General features: G+C 35.4%; 22 protein-coding genes. 3 read left to right on the top strand and 19 right to left on the bottom strand.

Annotated elements, in window-relative coordinates; translation table 11 throughout:
• Window positions 1-38 precede the first annotated feature (38 nt).
• The 4 genes from H7F21_RS17290 to H7F21_RS08150 form a co-directional block, all read right to left on the bottom strand.
• Window positions 39-380, bottom strand: a complete 342-nt coding sequence (locus tag H7F21_RS17290; protein WP_221892457.1) for an HNH endonuclease — start codon at window positions 378-380, stop codon at window positions 39-41.
• Window positions 381-1,122: 742 nt separating this feature from the next.
• Window positions 1,123-1,848, bottom strand: a complete 726-nt coding sequence (locus tag H7F21_RS08160) for a DUF6090 family protein (RefSeq protein ID WP_185788781.1) — start codon at window positions 1,846-1,848, stop codon at window positions 1,123-1,125.
• A 124-nt stretch (window positions 1,849-1,972) separates the two neighbouring features.
• Window positions 1,973-2,572 carry a DUF4251 domain-containing protein gene (locus H7F21_RS08155; RefSeq protein WP_185788780.1) on the bottom strand — a complete coding sequence of 200 codons (600 nt, stop codon included), beginning with the start codon at window positions 2,570-2,572 and terminating at the stop codon, window positions 1,973-1,975.
• Window positions 2,573-2,725: 153 nt separating this feature from the next.
• Entirely contained in the window at window positions 2,726-4,378 is a 1,653-nt protein-coding gene (locus tag H7F21_RS08150) for a tetratricopeptide repeat protein (protein ID WP_185788779.1), read from the bottom strand.
• Window positions 4,379-4,626: 248 nt separating this feature from the next.
• Here H7F21_RS08150 and H7F21_RS08145 point away from each other — a divergent pair, with 248 nt between their 5' ends.
• Complete coding sequence (locus H7F21_RS08145) at window positions 4,627-4,899, top strand: hypothetical protein (protein ID WP_185788778.1); 273 nt, start codon at window positions 4,627-4,629, stop codon at window positions 4,897-4,899.
• Between the two features lie 52 nt (window positions 4,900-4,951).
• Here the strand turns inward: H7F21_RS08145 and H7F21_RS08140 are convergent, their stop codons facing one another.
• From H7F21_RS08140 to H7F21_RS08090, 11 genes are all read right to left on the bottom strand, one after another.
• Window positions 4,952-7,012: an amidohydrolase family protein gene (locus H7F21_RS08140; protein ID WP_185788777.1), complete on the bottom strand. Its 2,061-nt coding sequence runs from the start codon at window positions 7,010-7,012 to the stop codon at window positions 4,952-4,954.
• Window positions 7,013-7,095: 83 nt separating this feature from the next.
• Complete coding sequence (locus tag H7F21_RS08135) at window positions 7,096-9,933, bottom strand: ankyrin repeat domain-containing protein (protein WP_185788776.1); 2,838 nt, start codon at window positions 9,931-9,933, stop codon at window positions 7,096-7,098.
• Window positions 9,930-10,292 carry a BlaI/MecI/CopY family transcriptional regulator gene (locus H7F21_RS08130; RefSeq protein WP_185788775.1) on the bottom strand — a complete coding sequence of 121 codons (363 nt, stop codon included), beginning with the start codon at window positions 10,290-10,292 and terminating at the stop codon, window positions 9,930-9,932. The genes H7F21_RS08135 and H7F21_RS08130 overlap by 4 nt, the downstream gene beginning before the upstream one ends.
• Before the next feature lie 227 nt (window positions 10,293-10,519).
• Complete coding sequence (locus H7F21_RS08125; protein ID WP_185788774.1) at window positions 10,520-11,026, bottom strand: Pycsar system effector family protein; 507 nt, start codon at window positions 11,024-11,026, stop codon at window positions 10,520-10,522.
• A 10-nt stretch (window positions 11,027-11,036) separates the two neighbouring features.
• A complete protein-coding gene (locus H7F21_RS08120) occupies window positions 11,037-12,836 on the bottom strand; it encodes an adenylate/guanylate cyclase domain-containing protein (RefSeq protein WP_185788773.1) in 1,800 nt (599 codons plus the stop codon).
• Window positions 12,837-12,841: 5 nt separating this feature from the next.
• Window positions 12,842-13,282 (bottom strand): hypothetical protein, encoded by a 441-nt coding sequence (locus tag H7F21_RS08115; protein ID WP_185788772.1) that lies wholly within the window; start codon window positions 13,280-13,282, stop codon window positions 12,842-12,844.
• Between the two features lie 97 nt (window positions 13,283-13,379).
• Window positions 13,380-13,880, bottom strand: coding sequence for a hypothetical protein (locus H7F21_RS08110; protein WP_185788771.1), 501 nt, complete (start codon window positions 13,878-13,880; stop codon window positions 13,380-13,382).
• Between the two features lie 264 nt (window positions 13,881-14,144).
• Window positions 14,145-14,336, bottom strand: coding sequence for a cold-shock protein (locus tag H7F21_RS08105; protein WP_185788770.1), 192 nt, complete (start codon window positions 14,334-14,336; stop codon window positions 14,145-14,147).
• A gap of 54 nt (window positions 14,337-14,390) precedes the next feature.
• Window positions 14,391-15,509, bottom strand: coding sequence for a DEAD/DEAH box helicase (locus H7F21_RS08100; RefSeq protein WP_185788769.1), 1,119 nt, complete (start codon window positions 15,507-15,509; stop codon window positions 14,391-14,393).
• Window positions 15,510-15,650: 141 nt separating this feature from the next.
• The gene (locus H7F21_RS08095) at window positions 15,651-16,100 is read right to left on the bottom strand and encodes a DUF2452 domain-containing protein (protein WP_185788768.1); all 450 of its coding nucleotides are present in this window, start codon (window positions 16,098-16,100) and stop codon (window positions 15,651-15,653) included.
• Between the two features lie 24 nt (window positions 16,101-16,124).
• Entirely contained in the window at window positions 16,125-17,678 is a 1,554-nt protein-coding gene (locus tag H7F21_RS08090) for a DEAD/DEAH box helicase (protein WP_185788767.1), read from the bottom strand.
• A gap of 218 nt (window positions 17,679-17,896) precedes the next feature.
• On the opposite strand from H7F21_RS08090, the gene H7F21_RS08085 reads away from it, so the two are divergent.
• A complete protein-coding gene (locus tag H7F21_RS08085) occupies window positions 17,897-18,838 on the top strand; it encodes a peptidoglycan DD-metalloendopeptidase family protein (protein ID WP_185788766.1) in 942 nt (313 codons plus the stop codon).
• A gap of 58 nt (window positions 18,839-18,896) precedes the next feature.
• Window positions 18,897-21,110: a DNA topoisomerase 3 gene (locus H7F21_RS08080; RefSeq protein ID WP_185788765.1), complete on the top strand. Its 2,214-nt coding sequence runs from the start codon at window positions 18,897-18,899 to the stop codon at window positions 21,108-21,110.
• Between the two features lie 113 nt (window positions 21,111-21,223).
• On the opposite strand, the gene H7F21_RS08075 is transcribed toward H7F21_RS08080, so the two are convergent.
• The 4 genes from H7F21_RS08075 to H7F21_RS08060 all read right to left on the bottom strand — a co-directional run bounded on the left by H7F21_RS08075 (window position 21,224) and on the right by H7F21_RS08060 (window position 24,131).
• Window positions 21,224-21,691, bottom strand: coding sequence for a GyrI-like domain-containing protein (locus tag H7F21_RS08075; RefSeq protein WP_185788764.1), 468 nt, complete (start codon window positions 21,689-21,691; stop codon window positions 21,224-21,226).
• 66 nt (window positions 21,692-21,757) lie between these two features.
• The gene (locus tag H7F21_RS08070) at window positions 21,758-22,213 is read right to left on the bottom strand and encodes a cold-shock protein (RefSeq protein WP_185788763.1); all 456 of its coding nucleotides are present in this window, start codon (window positions 22,211-22,213) and stop codon (window positions 21,758-21,760) included.
• A 165-nt stretch (window positions 22,214-22,378) separates the two neighbouring features.
• Complete coding sequence (locus H7F21_RS08065) at window positions 22,379-23,659, bottom strand: FAD-dependent oxidoreductase (RefSeq protein WP_185788762.1); 1,281 nt, start codon at window positions 23,657-23,659, stop codon at window positions 22,379-22,381.
• Window positions 23,660-23,672: 13 nt separating this feature from the next.
• Window positions 23,673-24,131 carry a hypothetical protein gene (locus H7F21_RS08060; protein ID WP_185788761.1) on the bottom strand — a complete coding sequence of 153 codons (459 nt, stop codon included), beginning with the start codon at window positions 24,129-24,131 and terminating at the stop codon, window positions 23,673-23,675.
• Between the last annotated feature and the right edge of the window lies 1 nt (window position 24,132).

Raw genomic sequence — 24,132 nt, 5'->3', positions numbered from 1 at the left:
TTTTATACAGTTAATAGTAGGTTAGGGGTAAAGTCTTATTATAAATGCAAATCATCATGGCACGATTTACATACAGATTCTAACCATTCAATGGGTTCTTTTCCTATATTATACTTTGCATAACGTGTATGATGAACTTGTGTAGCTCGTTTTCCACAATAAACACATTTCCAATTATCTCTTCTCAAAACCACATAACGTTTGCGTTGCCAAGCATCTGATTTTAAATATACATTTCGGTAATAATCACGCCGAGCTATTCTTTTTCTATCCCATAAGTATCTTTTAAATCTTAGCAATAAGATGTAACCAATTATAACAATGATTCCAATTAATATTGCTTTATAGTCATCACTTGTCAATTGAGAAAGCTTATCCATACTTTAAGATAATGAATATTAATGAAATAGCTTGGCCTCATAAAATTTTGGTTAAAACAATAGGTGAGTGGAACGCTAATATTTTAGGGGTTTAGCTATAAGTATTCTTAACAATTCTATTTTACATAATATTAAGCACAATCTTAATTATTCTAATGTTTCCTAAAATATAGTGGAAGGAACCGTTAATTGTTTCCAAAATATTATGCAGCCTTGATTTTTTGTTTCTTTTGCATCAAGGCAAAAGATAATGAACTTAAAAATGTTTATTAGAAGTTCTGCATATAACATGTGCATAGAAATTATCGCTACGCGTAATTTTATGCTCTTGTGGCAATCCACGAGAATCGCCTAAAATTTTTTAACCAATACATTTTATCGTTTACGCGATTTTTAAACCATAACTAAAAGCCAGGCTTTTTTTGTGCGCTGGCCAAGCGATGGCAAATTGAGTTATGAATAAATTGCAATAAGCAATTTGTATTTATAAAAACAATCGAGCGTTTGGATAGCGGACATTTTACATAACGTCTAATTATAGGAACATTGCATTAACGCTGCGTAGCAGACCGATTTCTAGTTGAATGCCCAAGTACTGCACATACTTATGAAAATGGATTACTGTGGGATATTTTACATAATAACATTATAGTTGACAATTGGTACTCTGACATAGAAAACCAAACAATAGCAATTGTCCTATAATTTACATTATGTAAAATAGTATTTATAGCATTGTAGCCTATTCTTCTTCATTGAGACGTTCATCTAACTCCTTAGTCATCTCTTCAATATACTTCTGATACGCTTGCATAAAGGCATACAGATTACCAAACACATACGTCTTATGAATGGCCACACGATTCTTGTAATCCGCACTTACAAAATATTCGATGGTTTCTGGTGTGATGTTATTGGACAAGAAATCCGACAACCACAACTTATTATTCTTTAGATACGTTAAGTTATCATCAATATCCCTTCCTATACGTTGTATGGATGAATCTAAAAGTTCATTATACGTGGAATGATTCGCCACAATAGATACCACCAAACTATCCATGTCTTTGGTATTATCGCTAACGTGGGATTTCAATTGGTTATAGCCTTTGCTCTGCAGCTTAAACGGATTATAACTAAAAATAAGTCCAAATACATTAGGATTACGCATTAATATGGTTTTATCTAAGCTATCGGACAATACCAAATCATAAGTATCTTTTCTAGCGTCTAGCAATTTCAGATTGCTAGCTATGACAGCACTATCTATTTTAAGATCGTTCTTATAATCCTTTAAATACCGGTTTAATAACTGGTTTTCTCTTTTGGTTTCATTGGCATTATTAATAGCCACAGCAATTAAAATTCCAATAACCACAAGTACAATCTCGCCTATGGCATAAGTGATATATTTAGCTGCACTATTGCCTTTAAGTAGATGTCGTCGAAATTTACTAAAAAGATTCATTAAGGTAATGGTAAGTTAGATGGTGAATTTACAAATTAATTCATTAGGTACGTAACTCCCTTATTATACAAATTTGTAGATGGAATTTGCTTTTTGCTACAGCCATTATTGGTCTTGGAGTACTTTAAATACTTTTGTCGGCTTCTGTTAACTTTCCTGAGTAACGCATATTTGTTTTATAGGTTGGCGTGATGTTAACACTCACTTTTTTATTGGGAAAGATGTCCATAAGGATTTGATAATGTTCCGTACCCTCCGTTTGGTCTACACTAAATTTGAGTTCGAGTTTGCCTTTTTCTGTATGGATATGTTTGCTTAAATCTTCAAGGGCTTCCTTAAACTGGATGGCAGAATTCCTACCGCCATAGGCTCCGGAATTATTGCGACGTTCTCCAAAAAATGGCAAATAACCTGATATGGAGTCGTTTTGTATTTTAATAAAGTTACCATCGCCTCTTACATCAATCCGATTGGCATTATTTCCAGTATTACGTAACAATAAAGCATTGGCGACACGCTGTGTGGCCGCTGTGACAAAAGGATAAGCGACTTCTATGTTAACATAATAGTCGTCCTGTTCCAAAAGGATTTGTAAGGCAGCCATATCCTGTGCCTTGGCTTCAGTTTTATCTATTTTACTGGACTTGCAGCTCCAAAACAGCCCTAAAAGTGCAATTAGTAGCGTTAGCTGTCGAAATCGTTTGTGTAGCAATAGTTGTTTCATACCGTCATGAAGATACTACCAAAATCTTTAAATAACAACCACATTAACAGTATCCTAACGCTTCTTTAAAAAAAAGCTTTAGTCGACGTATCGAAGTGCGTTCCGACTGGACATGCAGGAACACTTGAACTGACAATCATTAATGTGCTTTTGTTATTCTTTATCCAAGCCCTTGATTCTATTTTTTGCAGCCCTAGCCAGCATACTGCTATCCTTTAGGGTAATCAGTGTCTCATAAGCCAGCTTTGCCTTGTCCGTTTCCTTTGCATCCTCTAAGGCATTACCCAAACTATACCACGCCCCTTGGGATTTTGGATACACTTCGGTTATTAATTGTAATATATATATACCTGATTGCTGTGCTCTATCGTCACCACTATTCAATAAACGTTGTGCTGCCTTGTTGAATTCTTCATTAAAGTCGTAATACTTGTACTCGGGACTGTGTGCAATCGTAATGGCATCCTCCTTCAATTTTTCGAAATCACCTGCAATGAACAGTTGCGTTAAATGCTGCATTGGGTCCAGAATAAAACCATTATCCTTGAAATCCATAGCAGCTTTCAAAACCGGATCGTCATTGGTGCTGTATTGCTCAAAACTCATATCTACTGCAATATTGGGCAAAGACGCATCCTTATTTTCCCATTGTGGTGTATCTTGCCACCACGCATAAGATAAATACGCGTTAATTCTGCTTTTTGGCAATACCACTCGCCTAGCATCACCATAAAAGTTGACGTTCTCTGCTGTAGGTTCACCCACTAAAATGGCTTCCGTATATCTAGAGATTTCATTGGTTAAGTTTTGGCATGCCGAAAAGGTTTCTCGTCCAATGATAAAGAATAACTTTCCGCGTTTATTAATGTTGGGCCTAGCCATTAAACCTTTAATCAGTTGCAGGTTATTATAATTATTGCCGCCACCATTGAGCCTTACATCGTAAATCAATTTATCAATGGGATTAGTATCCATAAATTCAAAAAGGCGATTGTAAAAGTCTTTTAAGGACTCCTTAGGATCATCAAATACCGAACTTTGGCGCACATATAAGGTTTTACGGTCTTCTAAATACTCAAAATAGTAATACTTCTCATTCAAATACTTCAAATATAAAGGTGTTTGACTCTGATCTCTTGCGCTTAACCAGTTATCATTTGGTATGGTGAGTGTCGACCCTTTCGATAAGTCATCAAGTTGTATAGTCGGAAATGTATAATCAAACGTTTTACCATCTTTCTCTAAGCTTAAGGTGACATTCTCAGACCATGATTTTAAGATCCCTTGCGCATGAAGTACATCAGGAACGGTTAAAAATCGTAATCCATAGGCTTTAAAATAGTAATCATTCTCTGCCGGCACCACAGGGCGAATTTTCTTTAAGGCCTCCTCTACTCCAACTCCACCAACTTTTAACACCTTAGCACCTAAGACTTGTTTGTGCACTGTCATTGTGCCTTCAATATAAACACCATCATTGAAATGATATAAGTTTACAGGCAGCACACCACGTTTAGCAACCGTACTAAACGGTATTTGTGTATGTCCATATTCAAAAAGCGCTACGATTCTTGATAATGCTACAGGAACTTCATGGTTTTCCATAGTCGGAATAGCATTGTAAAGCACTTCTACTTCGGCATCAAACTCGGCTTTAGTTACTTTTTTAAACAGAAAAGGGTACTCATGATGTACTTTGTTTTGAAGAAATTTAAGGTCGCTTTGCCAATCTGCTGAAGTTAGAGCCTCTTGCGAAAAGCCTTGTAAAATAAGGAATAAGCATAAAAATTTTAGTAGTGTTTTCATGATGATGGTTTGTTTTGTGGTATAAAGATCATAAAACTCACCAAACTCTAGCTATTATATATCCCGAATCGTCATAAGCGCATCCTGAATTGTAAAACTAGGTATGTCATTCATCGATAACATCATGGAAATTGTTCATTTTGTCGGACTAAGAGGTGCGTTTATCAATTAAATTCTCTTACAGAAATGCACCATGAGTAAATTTATACTAAGATTTTCCCTCGATCTATTAATTAAACCTATGTATTATGGACAAAAATTTAGCCCTATTCAACCAAATCAATAGTCTCTCATATTGGTTGCTAAAAGAAAGCAATTACAAGAGTTCAGTATCACTAGATGCTACAGACGATAGTTATTTTATTTCCATTAAAGATGGTATAGAATCTATTTACAAGCATCACATTGAGGACTTTAGCAAGAAAGATGGTAAGTTGTTAAACTTTGAGCTGTCTTCTATCGTCCATCACCTATTGCACATTAAACGATCCATCACAGACCAACAGCGTATTGCTGTATAAATTGAAAAAGCAACGCTAATAACGTTGCTTTTTTTATGTTCCAAGTATAACATCACAATCCTTTTAAAACAGTTTTGGCATTATCATTATCAGGATCCAATGCTAAGGATTTTTCATAGTTTTTCTTTGCTAAAGCTTTATGACCAGCTTCTAGATAAGCTTCGCCCAAACTATCGTAGACATTCGACGATTCAGGAAATGCAGAGATATTCATTTCAAAAATGGCAATAGCCTCTTTAATTCTATCAGATTGAAGATATAAATAGCCCAAACCATTGAGTTCATCTTCATCTACAACATATTGAGGATTTAATTGATTTGCTTTAAATAATGCTTGTCCAGCAGCAATATCCTTATCTAAAATAGCCATATATACGGATAGGCCCATAAATTTCTTGGCATCAGGAAAATTAGATTCAGCAAATGCATAATAGGTTTTTAGCTTTTCAAGATTTCCATTTCTTATCATTCCATAACTAGCATTTGTTATAGCAATCTCATCTTGTTTATAGACTTTATCTGGAAATTCAGTTTTAAAAAGTTGGTAAGCAGCAATAGCTTCTATGGTTTTACCTCCAGTAAATAATTCTCTTACCGTATTTTTCAATTCACTTACTTTTACCTTGGGATAAGTATTGTTTTGCTTAGCCTCTTCAAACCACAGCTTTCCTGCTTCTACGCCATCATCAAGTAATACTTTTCTTAGTTCATGTCCAATAGATGTCTTTGGCTTAAATTCCAATCCATCCTTAATAATGGTTTTATGTGAGAGCACATGCTTGATATCGTCAAAAGGATTCTTGTCAAACAGAATTAAATCAGCTGTCTTCCCTACTTCTATGGTACCTCGCTTATCATCTAATTGCATGGCTTCATAACCGCTAAGTGTAGCAATTTGAAGTATATCACCTGTAGAAAATCCAGCATTCTTAAATAACATAAGCTCAGACAAAAAAGCACGACCGCCAAAACGACAATCTGTTCCTATTCTTAGCTTTACCCCTTTATCATGAGCTATTTTCATATAGTTCATAAAGGATTCAAAAGCTGAGTCTAACTGCTTTTGTTGTGCTTCAGTATAATTTACCATTGGTGTTTTTCTAATCGGAAAATATTCAAAGGATGTAAAGAAATCGGATTGACCTGCTGACGAGGCTACAACGTTCATGGCAGAGCTCAATGTCGCGCCCTCTCTAGCCATTTTGTCAAATAATTGATATAATCGTGCTTCATATTCGGGATTTGATTTGATATATCCAAAGAAGAATACCATTTGAGCCGCGAATTCATCGATACTAGAATTCATTTTAATGCCATATAAATCATTCATTTTTGGCCAATGCTCATCATAATTTAGAATACTAGGGGTAAGCGTAAAGAAATGCTCGAAATTTAAAACGCCATAGTCTATACCTTCAGCAATAGTTACTCTATTATTATCTACATGAGAGTTAATGATGATGCCTTGTTTTTTTGCTTCATCTGCCATGGCCTCATAATCGGGTTTACGGAGTTTACTGTACAGTTTCATATACTTTAATCCACGTGCGGCATAGCTCCTCACCTTTTCTCGACCATGTTCTGGGTTCATCACTTCAATATGATGGGCAGGTTGTCTTCTATCCTCATCAGAGACCATAGAGCCTCCGCATATAAAGATATTTGGGTGATTTGGTGTTGGATTTTTTTGCCAATCTAGTGTCACATCGATCCAAGGTTCTGGCTGCCCCATATCTATAATGGTTGTAACACCATAATTGAGATAATGCTGTGCCTGCAAATCGCGAAGCATTTCTATTCCATTATCTGCTTTATAATCCTCTGGTGACAATGCATCGGCGCCATAATTTCCAACGGTATGTACATGTGTATCTATAAATCCTGGTGTTACCAATCGATTGTTACCATCAATTGTTTTTTGGGCAGTAAATGACTCTGAACTCGATGTAATTGCAGCAATGGTATCGCCTTTAATCCAAATACTTTGATTGGGAATGACGGTTTTGCCTTCCGCATCAAATAGTTGAACATTAGTTATAGCTAAATCATAAGTTTTGCTACCACAACTACATAGGATAAAAGCTAGAATGACAAGTGAACATATTTTTTTCATTTTGAGTGTTTTATAACAATGCTGCCTCAATAGACTTAAGACAGCATTGCTGATTGATTTGATTGATGAATACTTTGATTTAATTAATTGCGATAAATATGTTTCGCGCCTTTGGATTCAAGATATTTGACAATATTGTCATGACCATTTCGTGATGCCGCAGCTAAGGCTGTACCTTGACCGTCACTATATAGATTAATATCGGCGCCTTTCTCAATAAGGAGCTTAACAGTATCTAATAGCCCATTTCTAGCAGCTGCATTTAAAGCAGAACCTTGGCCATTGTTTTGTAAGTCAATATCGGCACCTTTTTCTAAAAGTAATTCTATTGTATCTAAATGACCATTTCGTGCTGCAGCATTTAAGGCAGAACCTTGCCCATCTGTTTGTGCATTGATATCTGCACCTTTTTCCAACAATAGTTTTATGACCTCGTTATTTCCATTTCGCGCTGCAGCGTTTAAGGCCGAACCTTGGCCATCATTTTGAGTGTTAATATCAGCACCCTTATCAAGCAAGTATTGGACAACATCCATTTGCCCATTTTTTGAAGCTGATATTAATGGCGATCCATGACTATTGGTATTCATATCTATATCTGCTCCTTGACTCACTAAATACTTCATCACAGCAGTATGGCCATTATTGGATGCCGCATTGAGCGCATTACTCTGGTTAGACGTGTTAAGATTAACTTCCGCACCTTTTAAGACCAGTAATTTTATAGTATCTAAATGTCCGTTGTTGGCTGCAGCGATTAAAGCCGTACCTTGGTTAGAGGATATCCTATTGATTTCAGCACCTTTCTTAAGCAGATATTCTATGACATCGTCGTGTCCATTATTAGCCGCAGCGATTAAAGGGGTGCCTTGGTTAGGCGCTATCTTATTAATTTCAGCACCATTAGATATTAAATGCTTTACCGTATCGATATGCCCATTATTACAAGCTGCAATTAATGGCGTGCCTTGATTTGAAGTGATTTTGTTAATTTGGGCACCCTTGGATAGTAAATATTTTATAGTTTCTAATCGACCGTTATTAGCGGCAGCAATTAAGGCATTGCCTTGATTAGGAGCAATAAAGTTAATATCCATCCCTTTATCTACAAGATACTTTACGGCGTCAGTATTCTCAGAATTTGAAGCCGCAATAAGGGCGTTACCTTGGTTAGGTGAATAGTAGTTAATGTCTACGTCTTTTGAAACTAAGTATTTCATTATGTCGAGATGTCCATGACCAGATGCGGCAATTAAGGCATTACCTTGGTTTGGAAACTTACGATTGACGTCAGCACCTTTAGCAACAAAATATTTCACCAAATCTAAATGTCCAAATGCAGAAGCTTCTATAAGTGCAGTGCCATCGCCCTGAAGAACTAACGTGACATCTGCACCATTCTCAACAAGCAATTTAGCAATTTCGAGGTTGCCAGTTCTTGCCACTGCAAATAAAGGCGCCTTAGCTTTTCGGTACCTCCAATGGTTTCCATTAGACTGATCTATATGATAACCAGGGTTAAGATCTATGCAGTTGGCATCTGTAGATTTTAATAGTGATCTTACTTTTTCGATATCGTCTGCTCTTATTGCTACTAATAGTTTTTTGCACTCAGAGTTGGAACCTCCTACGTCTTGTGAACTAACAATAGTATTAGTGCTATCGTCTAAAGATCCATCTGTATGAGATAAAACCAAATTACCCGTCGTATCTATTTGAAGTGCTGCACCCTCCTCTAGTTTGGTTTTTACATCGGCTAGTGTTGTTTCTGTTTGCTCTGTGTTTTGTATATAGTCAACACAGGCTGGATCTAAATTTAATAGAATCTCCTTAAGCTTTTCGACATCTTTTTCTTCTAACGCGTTTTTAAATGCTTCACAATCTGAAAAATACTCAGGGTTAGCGTTGTCTTCATTTACTGTAGTATCATTAAGGCCGTTAGTTGGTTCTTGTCCAAATGAGGCCTGAGGCTTATTGAGAACTAATAATACGGCAAAAAATAGAGGCATTGTAAATGCATATTTCCAATAACTGTGCGGGTTTGATTTTTTCGTATTCATTTTTAATATTCGTTGTTTGATTAATGATTGATTGTAATTTGTTGTGATGGTTAAAGGTTTGTTATAGGTTGCTATCTTTAGTAAATTCATTTGATAGCTGTCTTTTTCGGTGTGATGAGAACCAATTAAAAGACTATCGGTTTGGTATTCAATATTTTTTTCTACTTCCTTTCTGAATAACCATACAAACGGATTAAACCATAATAGAATTACTGCAATTTCAGAAAGCAAAAGATCTACGCTATGTCTCTTTTTAACATGGATCTTTTCATGTGCTATGATTTGCTCATAGATTTCAAATTCATACTGCTCAGGATTAATAAATATGTAATTAAAGAACGAACAAGGTTCTTTTACGCTTGAAGAATTAATAATGATAATATCATCATCTTTGATACGATCCTTACTTTTATATACTTTAATTAAAAGATTAAGTATTTGTGATATCAAGTTGATAGACAGAATAATAATTCCAAAAATATAAATAATAAACAGCCAGTCTGCTAAACTTCGTTGTGTTGTGATTGCGGTTGTGTTTTTTGAAGACTTATGATATTGGGCATCGTCAGTCACTGCTTCTATTTCTGTTGTATTTTGAGTAGGTATATTAGAATTTTTAGTTTCAGTTTGTATACTTTTAGTAATAGGCTCCTGTACTTTTGGTTCTAATAGACTAGAAACAACACCTTGATTTTCTATAAGTTTTGGCAACGAAATAAACGGCAATGAAAATGTTAATACTAATCCAATAATAAGATATAACCTATTCGTTGCAAAGAAGCTTTCTTTCTCAATAACAATCTTATAGAATACAAGAACAACAGCAATAACTATCGACGTTTTTAATAAGAGTACGATCATGACTTCTTGGATTTAATCTCTTTAATTAATTCTTCAATTTCACGTTCTGATAAGTTCTCTTCCTTAGCAAAATAGGCCATCATCTTTGGAAATGAATTTCCAAAAAAGGTCTTCTTTATATTACTGAGATTGCTATCCCTATAATCTTCAAACTCTGCGACAGGACTATATTGATGGGTGTTTCCTATTTTTTCAGACTTAAGTACCCCTTTTTTAACTAGAATCTTAACGATAGTCGCTACGGAATTATAGTGTGGTTTTGGCTCTGGTAATTTTTCTATAATTTCTCGTATAAAAGCTTTTTTAAGCTGCCATACAATTTGCATGATTTGATCTTCTCGCTTGGTTAATTTTTCCATACTATTTTGATTCTAGAATTCAAAACTACTAATTTTTTAGTAATACTACTAATTTTTTAGTAGTTTAATTTCAAAATGAATCATTTAGTATGCTAATACATCGTTAAGTCTATTGATTTCATTGCTCTTCTAGAGCATATAATAAATAATATTGGATATATTAAACCTTTGGCCACACCCAGTATTTAATAAAATAGGGACTGGATTTATTGTAAGATTATTAATAATTATGAGGAAACGACCCAGTATAAAGCGGTAATGATAATAAACAAAAAGCTTATGGCAAAAAAGGTAATGGATCGTTTTACGCTGTTGAATTTGCCATCTATAATAACGCTTTCGGCATGAATTTGTTCAGCCAGAGCTTTATATAAATTCTCTTCAGAACCGCAAATTTTTATCAATTCGCTGATATAGTCTTCCGTCTTGCCAAATTTATGTGCCGCATCTTTAAAGAAAAACACATTCTTATCATAGTTTAATTGCATTGATGGCTTAAAACATCTAAAGCAAAAGAATATGGAAATCGTAACAGCCAAAAACCATAGTAACAGTAATACAAGAAGCACAGGACTATCCATGAAAATATCCTTAAAGCCTTCTATACGATCTACAAAAAGTCCTAATATTAAACTGTGGAATGAAAATACCACACCTGCCTTTAACTCTGATGCACGTATGAGTTTTTCTAAACGTTCTAGTTGTTCCCAGTAATTATTTGGATCTTGACGCATATGACTATGTTTAACTTTCTACAAAATACATGTTTAATTCGCCTCTATTCTTAACAGCTAATTTACCTCTAAATTCACAATTAAAATTATCTTTTACGACTTGGTAGGTGTCTTCTGAGATATTGATTCGACCAGGCTCCGAACTACTTTCCATGCGCGCAGCTATATTTACGGTATCTCCCCAAATATCGTAAGCGAATTTTTTAGTACCAACGACCCCAGCCACCACAGGACCTGTATTAATCCCAATTCTAATATCAAACTCAGCTGTAGTAACATCATCTATTTTTGCCTGATTTACAAAGTCATTCATTTCTTGTGCAGCCAATACCATTTCTTTAGCTTGGTCTACATTATCAAAACTTAAACCACCAACAGCCATATAGGCATCGCCAATAGTTTTAATTTTTTCTAAGCCATATTTCTCCATAATGAGGTCGAATTTAGAAAAATAATGATCTATAGTTTCAACTAATTTCTCAGGAGATAGATTCTCCGCATAGCTTGTAAAGCCTTTAAAATCTGAAAACAACACCGTTACCGAAGGAAACTTCTTGGCTTCTACTCTACCCTTATCCTTAAGCTCTTGGGCTGTCTCTTCTGGTAAAATATTAAGCAATAATTTATCAGAACGGTCTTTTTCTGCAGCAATGATTTTATTGGTCTTCTTCACAAATATGTTTTTCTTAAACAAATTATAGGCTAATACGCCAATAAGTAATAACACACCAACGGTAGACCATAAAATAATTCGTTGCGTCTTACTTTTTTGAGTCTCTAAATCTAGTTCTGCCTGAGTTTTACTATTCATAGCGTTACTAATCTTCTGAACTTCTTCAATATTACGGATGCTATCCCTATATAAAATGTGATTTTTATAATGTCCTAAGGCCAATATTTCATTACCTGCAGTTTCATGTAGTTTAGATAATTCTAAATGGGCATCACCTATTTGTTCTTTTAAGCCATATGTTTTTGCGAGGTCAAGACTACGATCTGCGTATTTAAACGCCATATCGAAGTTTCCTTTATTAGCATAAATATCTGCTAGATAAGTTAAATACACGGATATAGGATAATAGTCCTCAAGGTCATCTAAAATGGTTATGGCTTCATTGATGTTTTTTTCAGCTAGTTCATCCTTGTCTTGCTCAGCATGAACCATACCTATATTACCTAAGTTATAGGCTTTTCCGACTAAATAATCCTTTCTTTCGAAAATAAGACTTGATTCTTCAAAATAGCTTATTGCTTTATTATAATCATGATTATTAAAAGACCAATCACCTACATTTAAAAGCGCAGATGCTAAATTTAATGAATCTGGAATCTTTCTTAATAATTCTATTCCCTTTGCATAGTACTGCTCTGCAAACTCATTGTTTTCCATAACCGCATAAGTATCTGCTATAGAAATTTGAAGTAACCCGACGGAACGTTCATTCTTTGCCTGTTTTGCATAATCAAGTCCTTTAAGAAATGCGGTAATTGCTTTCGAATTATCTCCTTTAAAAATTAATGAATTTCCTTTAGTTAAATAGCCGTACCAAAATGCCTTTAGTGCAGAATCCTTTGGCTTTAAATCAATTGCTTTTTCGATAAGAATTTCAGCATAGTGTAGAGCCGAGTCTGGGTTAATTTCATATTCAGCGATTCGACTTAACATTATAAATTCAGGAACTTTATAATTCCCCGATTTATACAATTCCTTGATACTGTCTGCTTTCTTTTGATCCTGACAATAGACATATATAATACTGAATAAAAATAGACCTATACTAATTATATAGGTCTTAATTTTAATTAACATAGTATTTATCTTGTTCGTCCTTTCATTCTTAATTTTGGATCTATAGTATAAACCTGACTCTCATTTTTATTTATCATGAAAGTAACGTTATAAGACTCAGGTCCAGTAATGTCTTTGTTTTTTACCTTTGCGGTTACTTTTGGGTCATCGAATGGGTCTCCCAAGGCAATTTCTTCCAAAATATCTGCACCACCATCAACAGACTTTTTGGCTACGTCGGTGATATTTATTGTATCTCTTCCATTTTTTGCAACGCCTTGCCATGTGCAAGATGAACCCTTGATCACTGTAGACACATAAGTTTCTGGGTGACCTGGGTTTTCTGCTGGGTCACTTTGATTATCCGAAAAAACAACGCAATTTTTTATATTGCTTGGATCTGAAATTAATGCGTCTGTGTCAACGGTTAAGGTAATTACTGTGTTACCTGGTTTTCCTCCTCCCATAAGTATTGATTTTAAGTTAAAATTATATATTGATTAATTAATTCAGTATGCTTTTATATCATTAAAAATTTTTTTAAAAATTCCCTAAATAAGATGTTTAGGCTTTTACCCTTGATTCATATTCAAAATATTTAGAGTCTCCAACATTACCTTCGGGCTTATACTTTAAGCCAAGAAAACGTAACCAAGACATCTGTTTGTTAGTCTCTTTTGATTGAGAATAAACCACAAGCGTGCAGCCCCTATAATTATGAGATTGCTCTTCTAAAATCTTGCGCATTTCAAAAGTGACTTTTAGTGCCTGACTTTGCTCTTCCATATGCTTACTTGCCACCAAATAGCAATGTAATTTCGTGGCACTGGTTTTAACGGCCATTAGGATAAGTAAGGGTAAATTATCCGGAGTCCTAAATATCTTGCTAAATCCGTCCTTACGACAAGATTCAAACTGCTCCATTAAGGTGTCAAATGCTGTTTTCTCATTGTGAATGTTGTAGAGCTTCCACTCATAAGTCGAAAATTTCCATGGACTTTTTAGAACATACGAAAGGTCTTCTTCAGTAATTTCATCTTGAACTTTTGGCACACTTAATTCCATCTAATCTTATATATCAAAATTAATAGGCACTTTTAGTAAACAACAAATAGGATAAGGCTCAACTGAGCCATCAAAACAGGTAGTAAATTAGGGATAACTATATATTGGGTAAGCTTTATGAGAATTGGTCTTCGAAATCTACGTAATATTTCTCTGATATCCTAATTGGCATGAGGCTATAAGTGTTAGTGTTTACAAAAAATTAAGCATAGAAAAAGCCCATCACATATTGATGGGCTTTTGTAATTTAGGTTAAGCGATATATTAAATAACTTTTACGTTTACGGCGTTTAATCCTTTTTTACCTTCTGTAAGATCGAATTCGACCACATCGCCTTCGCGAATCTCATCTATCAATCCAGAAATGTGCACAAAGTGCTCTTTGTTTGAACCTTCTTCTGTAATAAAACCAAAACCTTTGGCGTCATTGAAGAATTTTACTGTTCCTTTACTCATTATATTTAATTTTAATAATTATAATAGGTAATTCAACAATGATGCCAAGAATCCTTATAGGGTGATTTCTCTAAATGTAATGTCTAAAGCACTTTGTATATCGACTACTTTTTGCATTTCTCCAGTAATAATCAAAGCGATGGATTGTCCTGTTTTACCAGCTCGTGCCGTTCTTCCACTCCGGTGCGTGTAATAGTCCAACTGCTCAGGGAGTTGATGATGTAAAACAAACGCTAAATTATTAACATCGATACCTCTAGCAGATACATCTGTTGAAATTAGGACTTGCAGACTTTCATTTTTAAAGGCACGCATCACTTTATCACGTTCTTTCTGTTGCATATCGCCTTCTAAAGCACCTACTGCGAAACCTTCGTGCTGTAATTGCTGTGCTAAATTTTTTGTACCTGCTTTTGTTCTACAGAAAATAATGCCTCTTTCATCTTGGCGCTTTTCTAAAATTCGGACGATCATATTTAATTTATCCTTAATGGTCGTCTGAATGAAATGATGCGAAATATTTGCATTAACTAAAGCATTTTTGTTCACCTCTATCCTGACTGCATCTGGTGACATATATGTGTTTACAATACGCTTAATCTCTTCTGGCATTGTCGCAGAAAACAACCAGGTATTTCGCTTAGCTGTATTGAACTTTAATATTCTATTGAGGTCTTCTTTAAAACCCATGCTTAGCATTTCGTCAGCTTCATCTAATACCAAAATTTTAACATTAGATATATCTACTGCACCTCGTTCTACTAAATCGAGTAACCGTCCTGGTGTAGCTACAACGATATGTGTGGTTCTTGTCAGCGCTTTAATCTGTCTATCCATTTTCTCACCGCCATAAACAGCCTCGGCAAAAATCTTTTGATCTGTGTATTTCGTAAACCTAAAAAGTTGTTTTTGTATTTGCCGTACTAATTCGCGAGTTGGCGCGATAATAAGGGCTTGTACTTGACTATTTTTGGTATCTATAGCTCTAAGCACAGGTAAACCAAAAGCTGCGGTTTTACCAGTGCCGGTCTGAGCTAAACCAATTAAATCGGTTTTAGAATCCAAAAGAACCGGAAGTACGGCCTCTTGAATTTCCGTAGGATTTATAATGTTGAGTTCCTTAAGCGCTTTTATATAAGGTTGGCTCACCCCTAATTCTGAAAATGTTGTCATAACCGTTTATTATGGGGCAAAGGTAATTTGTACTTTCGAGAATACGCAGATATAAGTGGTAATTTAATTTGCTGGTATAAATTAAGTAAAAAACACTTCTCTAAAGTTATAACTGTGGCTTTGTAAACTATCCGCCATGACCTATTTCTTTGGCAGCACAGGTTTTTCCTGTTCCTCTACCCTTTCCCATAGATAATCTGAAGTTAATCTAAAAGAGCCCAAATGACTAAAACTGCAACTATTGGGATCTATAATAGATAAGAATGGTTCTTCTTTAACATTGTTATATAAATGATAAGTTTCACCAACCAAAGGTTCGAAAGTAAATTTTGCATTGGTAACCAGCTCGTTGTATTCCAAAACCTCTAACAACTGCTCATACTCTGATTTTATGGCTTCATACTTGGCTTTCAAATGCTTATTGGCTTTATAGATTTGAGAGCTTTTCCAACTGCCATTGCTTGGTAGTTGTATTTGAGGTGCACCAACATTGGTGGCATAAGGTCTAAACGCGGCATCATAACGTTGTTTGTCCTCGTCAAATACAACGAGATCAGGTTTCTTCTCAGTATGTTGATCTTTCTTTTTCATAACAATGTCTCTACAAATTGAGTTTTAGTCCTCTGGTGGATAACCATGAATTTCTTCAAACTTCTCATCAAAGTTTGTGCGTAAATACGAATTCAACTTCTTTTGGTAATCGTCCTTGAGCCACTTCAAGAAGTTGTGTGTGCTTTTACTGATGCATTTCGCATAGATCTCTATACGCATATTGATATCGCCTTTTAGAAGCTTAGCCAATCCTAGTGCATCGTAGACATCCTCACTGTTTTCTATACAGATTTTTGCATGCTGCTCTATGGAACGTTCCAAAACGACTTTTGACGATTCGCCAGCGTCCACAGCATCTTTATAAGTCTGTTTAATATCAAAATAGGTGTCTTCGGATTTAGAGAACTCACCTTTAATCTCATCATCCAGTTCATGCTTAAAGTTGGCTTCAATAGCCTCATCACTTTTAATGCGATCGGCATACCAGTTGGGCGATTTAAAAATCAATTCCCAATCCAAATCTGCTCCCCAAGGTCCAAATCGATATAGGTTGTTTCCTAGGTCAATAACGGTGAATTTAGATTTGTTGTTCAATATACGTGAGCCTCTACCTATCATCTGATAATAGAGCGTCAAGGATTTGGTAGCTCTATTTAGAATAATCGTATCAATCGTAGGCTCATCAAACCCTGTGGTTAAAATACTCACTGAGGTTAAAATAGCATCAGGTGTTTCATGGAACCAGTCCAAAATCTGTTTACGTTGCTTTTTGGTTGCTGTATTATCCAAGTGCATTATCGGCAAGCCCGCTTCGCGAAACGCATAATACACACTAATAGACGTACTAATACCATTGTTAAAAATCAGTGCTTTCTTCCCTAGCGCATGCTTTTTGTATGCATCTACTGTTTTTTGCAACATCGCTGGACTCGTATATAAATCTTCAGAAGACTTTACCGTATAATCACCATTAGAACCTACCTCGAGTGATGTTAATCCCATATCATAGGCATAGGTTTCGCAGCGCGCCAGAAATTCATTTTCAATGAGGTTTTCGATGGTCTCACCAGCAATTAACTCATTGTAATTGTCTTTCATGGGTAGCTCTTTGTTAGAACTTAAAGGCGTCGCCGTGACTCCAAGGATGAAAGACTTTTCAAAAAACTTAAAGAGTTTAGTGAAGGAGTTGTAATGTGCTTCATCAATAATGACTAAGCCAACATCTGAAATATCTAATTTGTTATCATTCAGACGATTATTAAGCGTTTCGACCATAGCCACGAAACAGGAGTAGTCCGCTTGATCGTCTAGATTTGCCTTACTGTTCACGACTTTATTGGTCACGCCAAAACTTGTCAGCATTTTGGAAGTTTGGTTACAAAGTTCTATTCTATGCGTCATTACCAAGACCTTTTTATCGTGATTCTTAAGGTATTGACGAACCATTTCAGAAAAGATAACTGTTTTTCCACCGCCTGTTGGGAGCTGGTATAAGAGATGATAATCGTCTGGAGCATTATCGAACTTTTCAAAAATTCTGCTTATAGCACCTTGTTGGTACTGGTAAAGTTCTTTATCGGTTTTCTTCTCTTGAATCACTTGGTTGGTCTGAGACATTTAGATGTTTTTTATGAAAAGCAAAATTACGGCTATTTGATAAATCTTTTAAATAAACGGCATGTATTTGCCGGATTAAACAATAATTTACGATCCCATCGTTAATAACTTATAAGTATCAAAAAACGTTTGAAGCATTTATTTTTTTAAATTCGTCAAGCTATTAATCAAAAATATTTCAATAAAGTCTTTTGTAAGACGCTGTTGATTAGTCCATTATGAAATTATTTACTGTAGTTCTTGCTATGGTGCTACTGTCCCTCAGTGCTTTTAGTCAAGATGATTTAGCGAATGATTCGCTAAAGATTATAATTAAAGAACCTGCACTAAGTTTTAAAAAAGGCCTTATTGAAAAAGAAGTCTTGATTCCCATTGTAAGCTATGAGGACACTATTCAGCCTATCGATATCAAAGCCGAATATTGGGAGACCAATGTCTACAATCCTTACAGAAATACACTAGTACAATATCCTATTGGCATAGCATTTAACGATACCACGTATACATCACCGGTTCTTCATAAAAAAGTGGTAACATCTCGCTATGGATGGCGAAGAGGTCGTCCGCATAAAGGTATAGATATTGATTTAGTGACAGGCGATTCAGTAATCGCGATGCTAGATGGTATCGTGCGATATGCCAGTTATGCCAGAGGTTTTGGAAAAACAATTGTAGTGAGACATTATAATGGTTTGGAAACGACTTATGCACATCTCTCAAACATTGCTGTTAAAGCCAATGACAGTATTTCTAGAGGACAGTACATAGGTAAAGGCGGAAACACTGGAAATTCCAGAGGAAGCCATTTACATCTCGAGGTGAGCTATAAAGGCGAATATATCCATCCAGAATACGTTTTTGATTTTTCTCCAAAAAATGCCATAAGGGCAAAAACCGTTTGGGTTACTCAAAAGTGGACACGTCCACAATATCATAATTCTAGGCGCGTCAGTAAAGTAAACGTTTTAAAATCGAAAGAGGAAGTTGCTCTTGCAAGCCTCATGACAAAAAGGGAAAAAGTATACGTTGTGAAAAAAGGCGATACACTTTATGGTATTTCTAGACGTAACAATATATCCATCAATTCCATTTGTGATGCTAATGCTATCACAAAAAGTACCACACTAAAAATTGGCCAAAAGTTAGTTTTAGAGCCTTAATATTACAGTATAAAATTTTAAATTTCTGTAATTTGCGACTTCAAAAAAATGAGTTGATTTGAAAGTCTGTATTGCCGAAAAACCAAGTGTTGCCAGAGAAATTGCCTCTGTTTTAGGTGCTACCACAAAACGTGATGGTTACTTTGAGGGCAATGGCTATGCAGTCACCTACACCTTTGGTCATTTGTGTTCATTGTCCGAGCCTAGTGACTATAAGCCACATTGGAAAAGTTGGGATTTGAATAATCTTCCAATGCTACCCGATAAATTCCATGTAAAAGTTTCAGATAATGAAGGTATTAAGAAACAATTCAACATTGTTAAAGGTTTATTTGATAAAGCTGAAGTGGTCATTAATTGTGGTGATGCTGGTCAGGAAGGTGAATTGATTCAGCGATGGGTACTCAATCAGGCCAATTATAAGGGTGAGGTGAAACGTTTATGGATTTCATCATTAACCACTGAAGCTATTAAGGAAGGTTTCAATAGCTTAAAATCATCTACTGAGTACGATAATCTCTATTATGCAGGATTTTCAAGATCTATTGGAGACTGGCTTTTAGGGATTAATGCGACGCGTTTGTATACAGTTAAACACGGCGGGCACAAGCAAGTATTGTCCGTGGGGCGTGTACAAACACCAACCCTTGCCATGTTGGTAAATCGTTATAAAGACATCGAGAACTTCCAGCCACAGCCCTATTGGGAATTACAAACATTGTATCGGGAAACGTTATTTAGTTATGAAGAAGGCCGATTTCTAAAAATGGAAGATGGTGAGGTTTTAGCTAAAAAAGTGAAGGAACATGATTTTGAAATTGTATCTATCACCAAAAAGAAAGGTACGGAATATGCCCCTAAGCTATTTGACTTAACTGGATTGCAAGTGTATTGCAATACCAAATTTGGTTTTTCTGCAGATGAGACTCTTAAAATCGCACAAAAACTATATGAAAAAAAGGTGGTAACCTACCCAAGAGTGGATACTACATTTTTGCCTAACGATGTTTACCCTAAAATTAAAGGTGTATTATCAAAACTTACTAATTACTCGAACCTTACATCTTCATTATTAAATAAAAAGATTAAAAAATCTACCAGGGTATTTAATGATAAAAAGGTGACCGATCACCACGCTATTATTCCAACAGGAATGCAAACACATTTACAGTACAATGAAGAGCAAGTATATGACATCATTGTAAAGCGTTTTATTGCTGTATTTTATGATGATTGTAAAGTTTCCAACACCACCGTTATTGGAAAAGCGGCTGATGTGAATTTTAAGACCACAGGAAAAGAAATCCTGTCTAAAGGCTGGCGTGTGGTTTTTGATACTTCGACTTCGCTCAGTAACCAAAAAGACAACAATCTCCCTACATTTACCAAAGGCGAAAAAGGTCCGCATGAGCCATTATTTCTAGAGAAACAAACCAAGCCTCCTAAGCAATTTACCGAAGCCTCACTCCTACGCGCTATGGAAACGGCAGGAAAGCAAGTCGATGATGATGAATTAAGGGATTTAATGAAAGAAAATGGCATAGGGCGTCCATCGACACGAGCCAATATTATTGAAACACTCTTTAAGCGTAAATACATAGAACGGAATAAAAAGCAAATTCTGCCCACGGTGACAGGGATTCAGTTAATTGACACCATACAAAATGAATTATTGAAATCGGCCGAGTTAACCGGAACTTGGGAAAAGCAACTCAAGGATATTGAAAAAGGTAAAATAAGTGCTAATGCCTTCATAAAAGGTATGAAGCGTATGGTGGATGCTTTAGTTTATGAAGTTAGAAGTGAAAAGGTTCAAACACGCATTTCTGCTGTAAACAATAAGACTAGCGAGAAGAAAAAAGCCAAGTCCATTTCTAAAAAAACCGCTTTGGTTGGTCGTTCTTGTCCTAAGTGTCCATCTGGAATGCTTTTAAAAGGGAAATCAGCTTATGGCTGCAATCGATACGGAAAAGATTGTGATTTTACACTACCGTTTAGTTTTGGTGATAAAAAGATATCTGAAAATCAGTATTTACGATTATTAGATAAAGGCTCAACCGTAAATCTTAAAGGCTTTAAAGTTGATGGTAAATCCATTGAAGGCTTATTGCGTTTTGATGAGGCCTTTAAGTTAAAGCTAGAACCTAAACAAGCGAAAATAGAAGCTGGTGATACCTGCCCTAAATGTAAAACGGGAAACATCTTAAAAGGGAAAACCGCGTTTGGTTGTAGCAATTACAAAACGGGTTGTGACTATAGGGTTAGTTTCTAATCTTTTCGCATAGAGAAATATACGGATAAATATAGGGGAATTTTATGCGCTATAATTCAAAGTATTCTCGATACAATTCTTCATTTTTCAGAATCACTCGAAGTGACACTATTTTATTCTAAAGTCCGAATAGGCACATAAAAATCCTCTTCAGAATCTGGACTTCCATTTTTGTATTTCGCACCCATTACTTGAAAATGAGGTCTATTATCAATTGCATAACCAGAGTTTGGCAACCATTCCGTCATAATGCGTTGATAAGTGCCAGAAGCATCCATCCCTTTCTGAAGAAATACGGCATATAAGCTTTCTGGAATAGTTAATATTTCAAAACCATTAGGAATATGACTAATTTCGTACGCTTCAATACAAGCCCAAATATCAAAGGGCGCTCCGAAGTTCCCAAAATCAGAATATGCCTGTACTGCAATGAATTCATTATTTATTGTATTGCGGATCTCCTCTTTTCTGGGCATAAACTGTTTCCAGAGGGCAGGAATTTTTTGATATTGGTGCTGAAGCATTTGGCGCTTCATCCCAATGAGCTTTTTTTCTTTTATGGTAATTATCTTTGGACTCATATGTTGAAAAACAAGAAAGCCATTATCGACAAGACAATGGCTTTGAAATATTTTAAGTCTTACTAATTAAGCTTTCTTAACTTTTACGGCATTCATGCCACGCTGTCCTTTTTCTAATTCAAACGTCACTTTATCGTTCTCCATAATCTCGTCAATAATGCCACTAACGTGCGTAAAATGCTTTTCGTTAGTCTCTATATCGATTATAAAACCAAAACCTTTAGAGCTGTCATAAAAAGAGACTTTGCCTGTTCTTACAGGATCCCATTGCTCATCGCTATCTTCTTTCTGTGGTATACCAAGAACAATGTTCTTAGCTTTCACCTTAATCTTCATTGAAGGGTCTGGAGGCGTATCGGTAAGGTTACCATTATGGTCTACATAGGCCAAAGGAATACCACCTGTTCCGTTTTCTTCTTTTTCGAGCTTACGCGCTTCCATTTTTTTGCGCTTATCTTCTCGCTTTTTTAATCGTTTTTTTTCTTTTTCACTTTTACTAAATGTCTGTTGTGATCTACCCATTCGTTATTTTAAAAATTAATACTTATGCTTATGAAAATATTGATAATGCAGACAAGTTAACTTAATTAACAATGAATAAATTTCAACCTAAAAATAATCTAAGGATAAGATTATATGTGTAGTTATCTTCAATAAACCGATTCAAAGATACAATTTCTTTTTAGCTTATATGTATTCTGAAGTCAAGTTTTCAACAACCAAACCATCTTCTAGACTCATAACTACGCCTTGTGCTGCTCTTTCTCCAGAAATCATAGCCGCGTTTAGTGAACCATTTAACAAATGGTCTCCGGCTAAATAGACTGTAGGTTTTAACTGCGTTTCTGTAGGTGAAATATCATAGTGCAATGTTTCTAAATCTGGTAAAGCATTTTTTATATGGTAAAGCTTCACAAACTTAGTCGTATCTATATTGCAATATTGCTTTAATTCTGAACTAACCGTTTCGACAAGCTCGTCCTCAGTAAAGCTATGGGCTTTCAATACGGTTACTGACAACAATTCCGCATTGCCTTGACTTGCCGTGTTTATACTGTTGCAAAAGAAGACATTATTAATAAGGGCATCCTTATCGGCTATAAGGCCAATAATTGGTTTGTCAATAGTGCGTTTGTCAACTTCAAAATAGAGATTATAACAAGACTTCCATACTATATTTTGATTGTTCAGATTAGGTATTAATCTATCAGCAGCTGTTGCTATTATTGAAAAGTGGGTATCTACTTTTGAACCGTCATTAAATTCAATGGACTTATCATCGACCTTTTGAACTGTTTTATTAAAGATGAATTCTGTTTGTTTAAGTTTACTTTTCAATTGCTCACTAATAGCTTCTATGCCTTTTTCAGGAAGAACTGCAAGTCCCTCACCAAACATCTTATATACGAACTCGAACATTCTACTCGACGTTTTCAAATCAGGCTCCAAGAAAATACCACTAAAAAAAGGTTTGAAAAAATCTGAGATCATCGCTTCAGAAAACCCTTTTTTCTTCAGATAGTTAAGTGTTGTAGTACTTTCACTTTCGAATATAGATGCTATGGATTTTTTCTTTAATGCAGTATTGAGTTTTAGAATCTTCAGCTTGTCCGAAAAACTGCCAATCGAAGCAAAAAGTGTGGATAGCAGAAAACTTGAATCGCGCAATGGATCCCCAATAGTCTGAGACTTTCCATTTTTGTAAATTACAGAACCAGGTTTGAATTTTTGAAGTTTTAATGCATCATAATCCAAATGCCTTTGAGCATAAGGATAAGCATCCAATAGCACCTGAAAGCCATGATCTAATTGATGGCCGTTTAGAACATCTGTTTTTACTCGACCTCCAACACGATCAGTAGCTTCTATAATCGTAGGACTATAACCTGCCTCCTCAAGTGTTTTTGCGGCTATCAATCCTGAAATACCACCGCCAATGATATGTATTTTGTATGATTTACGATCCAAGACAATGATACTTTTAAAGGGGTTTTATAAATCCAGCTTGTTTGATGAGAAGTCCACTCGCATTCATCGTAAGGAATGCTTTTCCAGTAGGTTTTATCTCAATTAAAAATTCATTGGCATTACTAACAAATGTGATGACTATAACTTGTTTACCATCATCAAAATTGACGGAGTAATTGTCAATACTTCCATTGACTTCCACAGGTTGTTTTTGACCTAAAGCTTGAATAATCGATAATACATCACTATTATTTATATCAATATAATTGGTTTCGGCTTGAAGCAGCTCCCTTTTCTCATCATTAAAAACAACCTCTCCAATATAGGTGTAGCTCTTGGACTTTACCAGGGTTTTCGTCGCATTGTATTGCGTTTCAAATTTTTCTTTTTGAGTGGTTTTGGTTTGCGCACCACTAAAACTAGTAGCGACTAGACTAAACAACAGCGCTATTACTGAAAAGTGCTTCATCATA

Origin of the sequence: Winogradskyella flava (assembly GCF_014243395.1) — a bacterium.
In the GTDB taxonomy this organism is placed as follows: domain Bacteria; phylum Bacteroidota; class Bacteroidia; order Flavobacteriales; family Flavobacteriaceae; genus Winogradskyella; species Winogradskyella flava.
The sequence above is the reverse complement of the archived record's forward strand: the minus strand, read 5'-3'. Positions and strand labels throughout refer to the sequence as shown.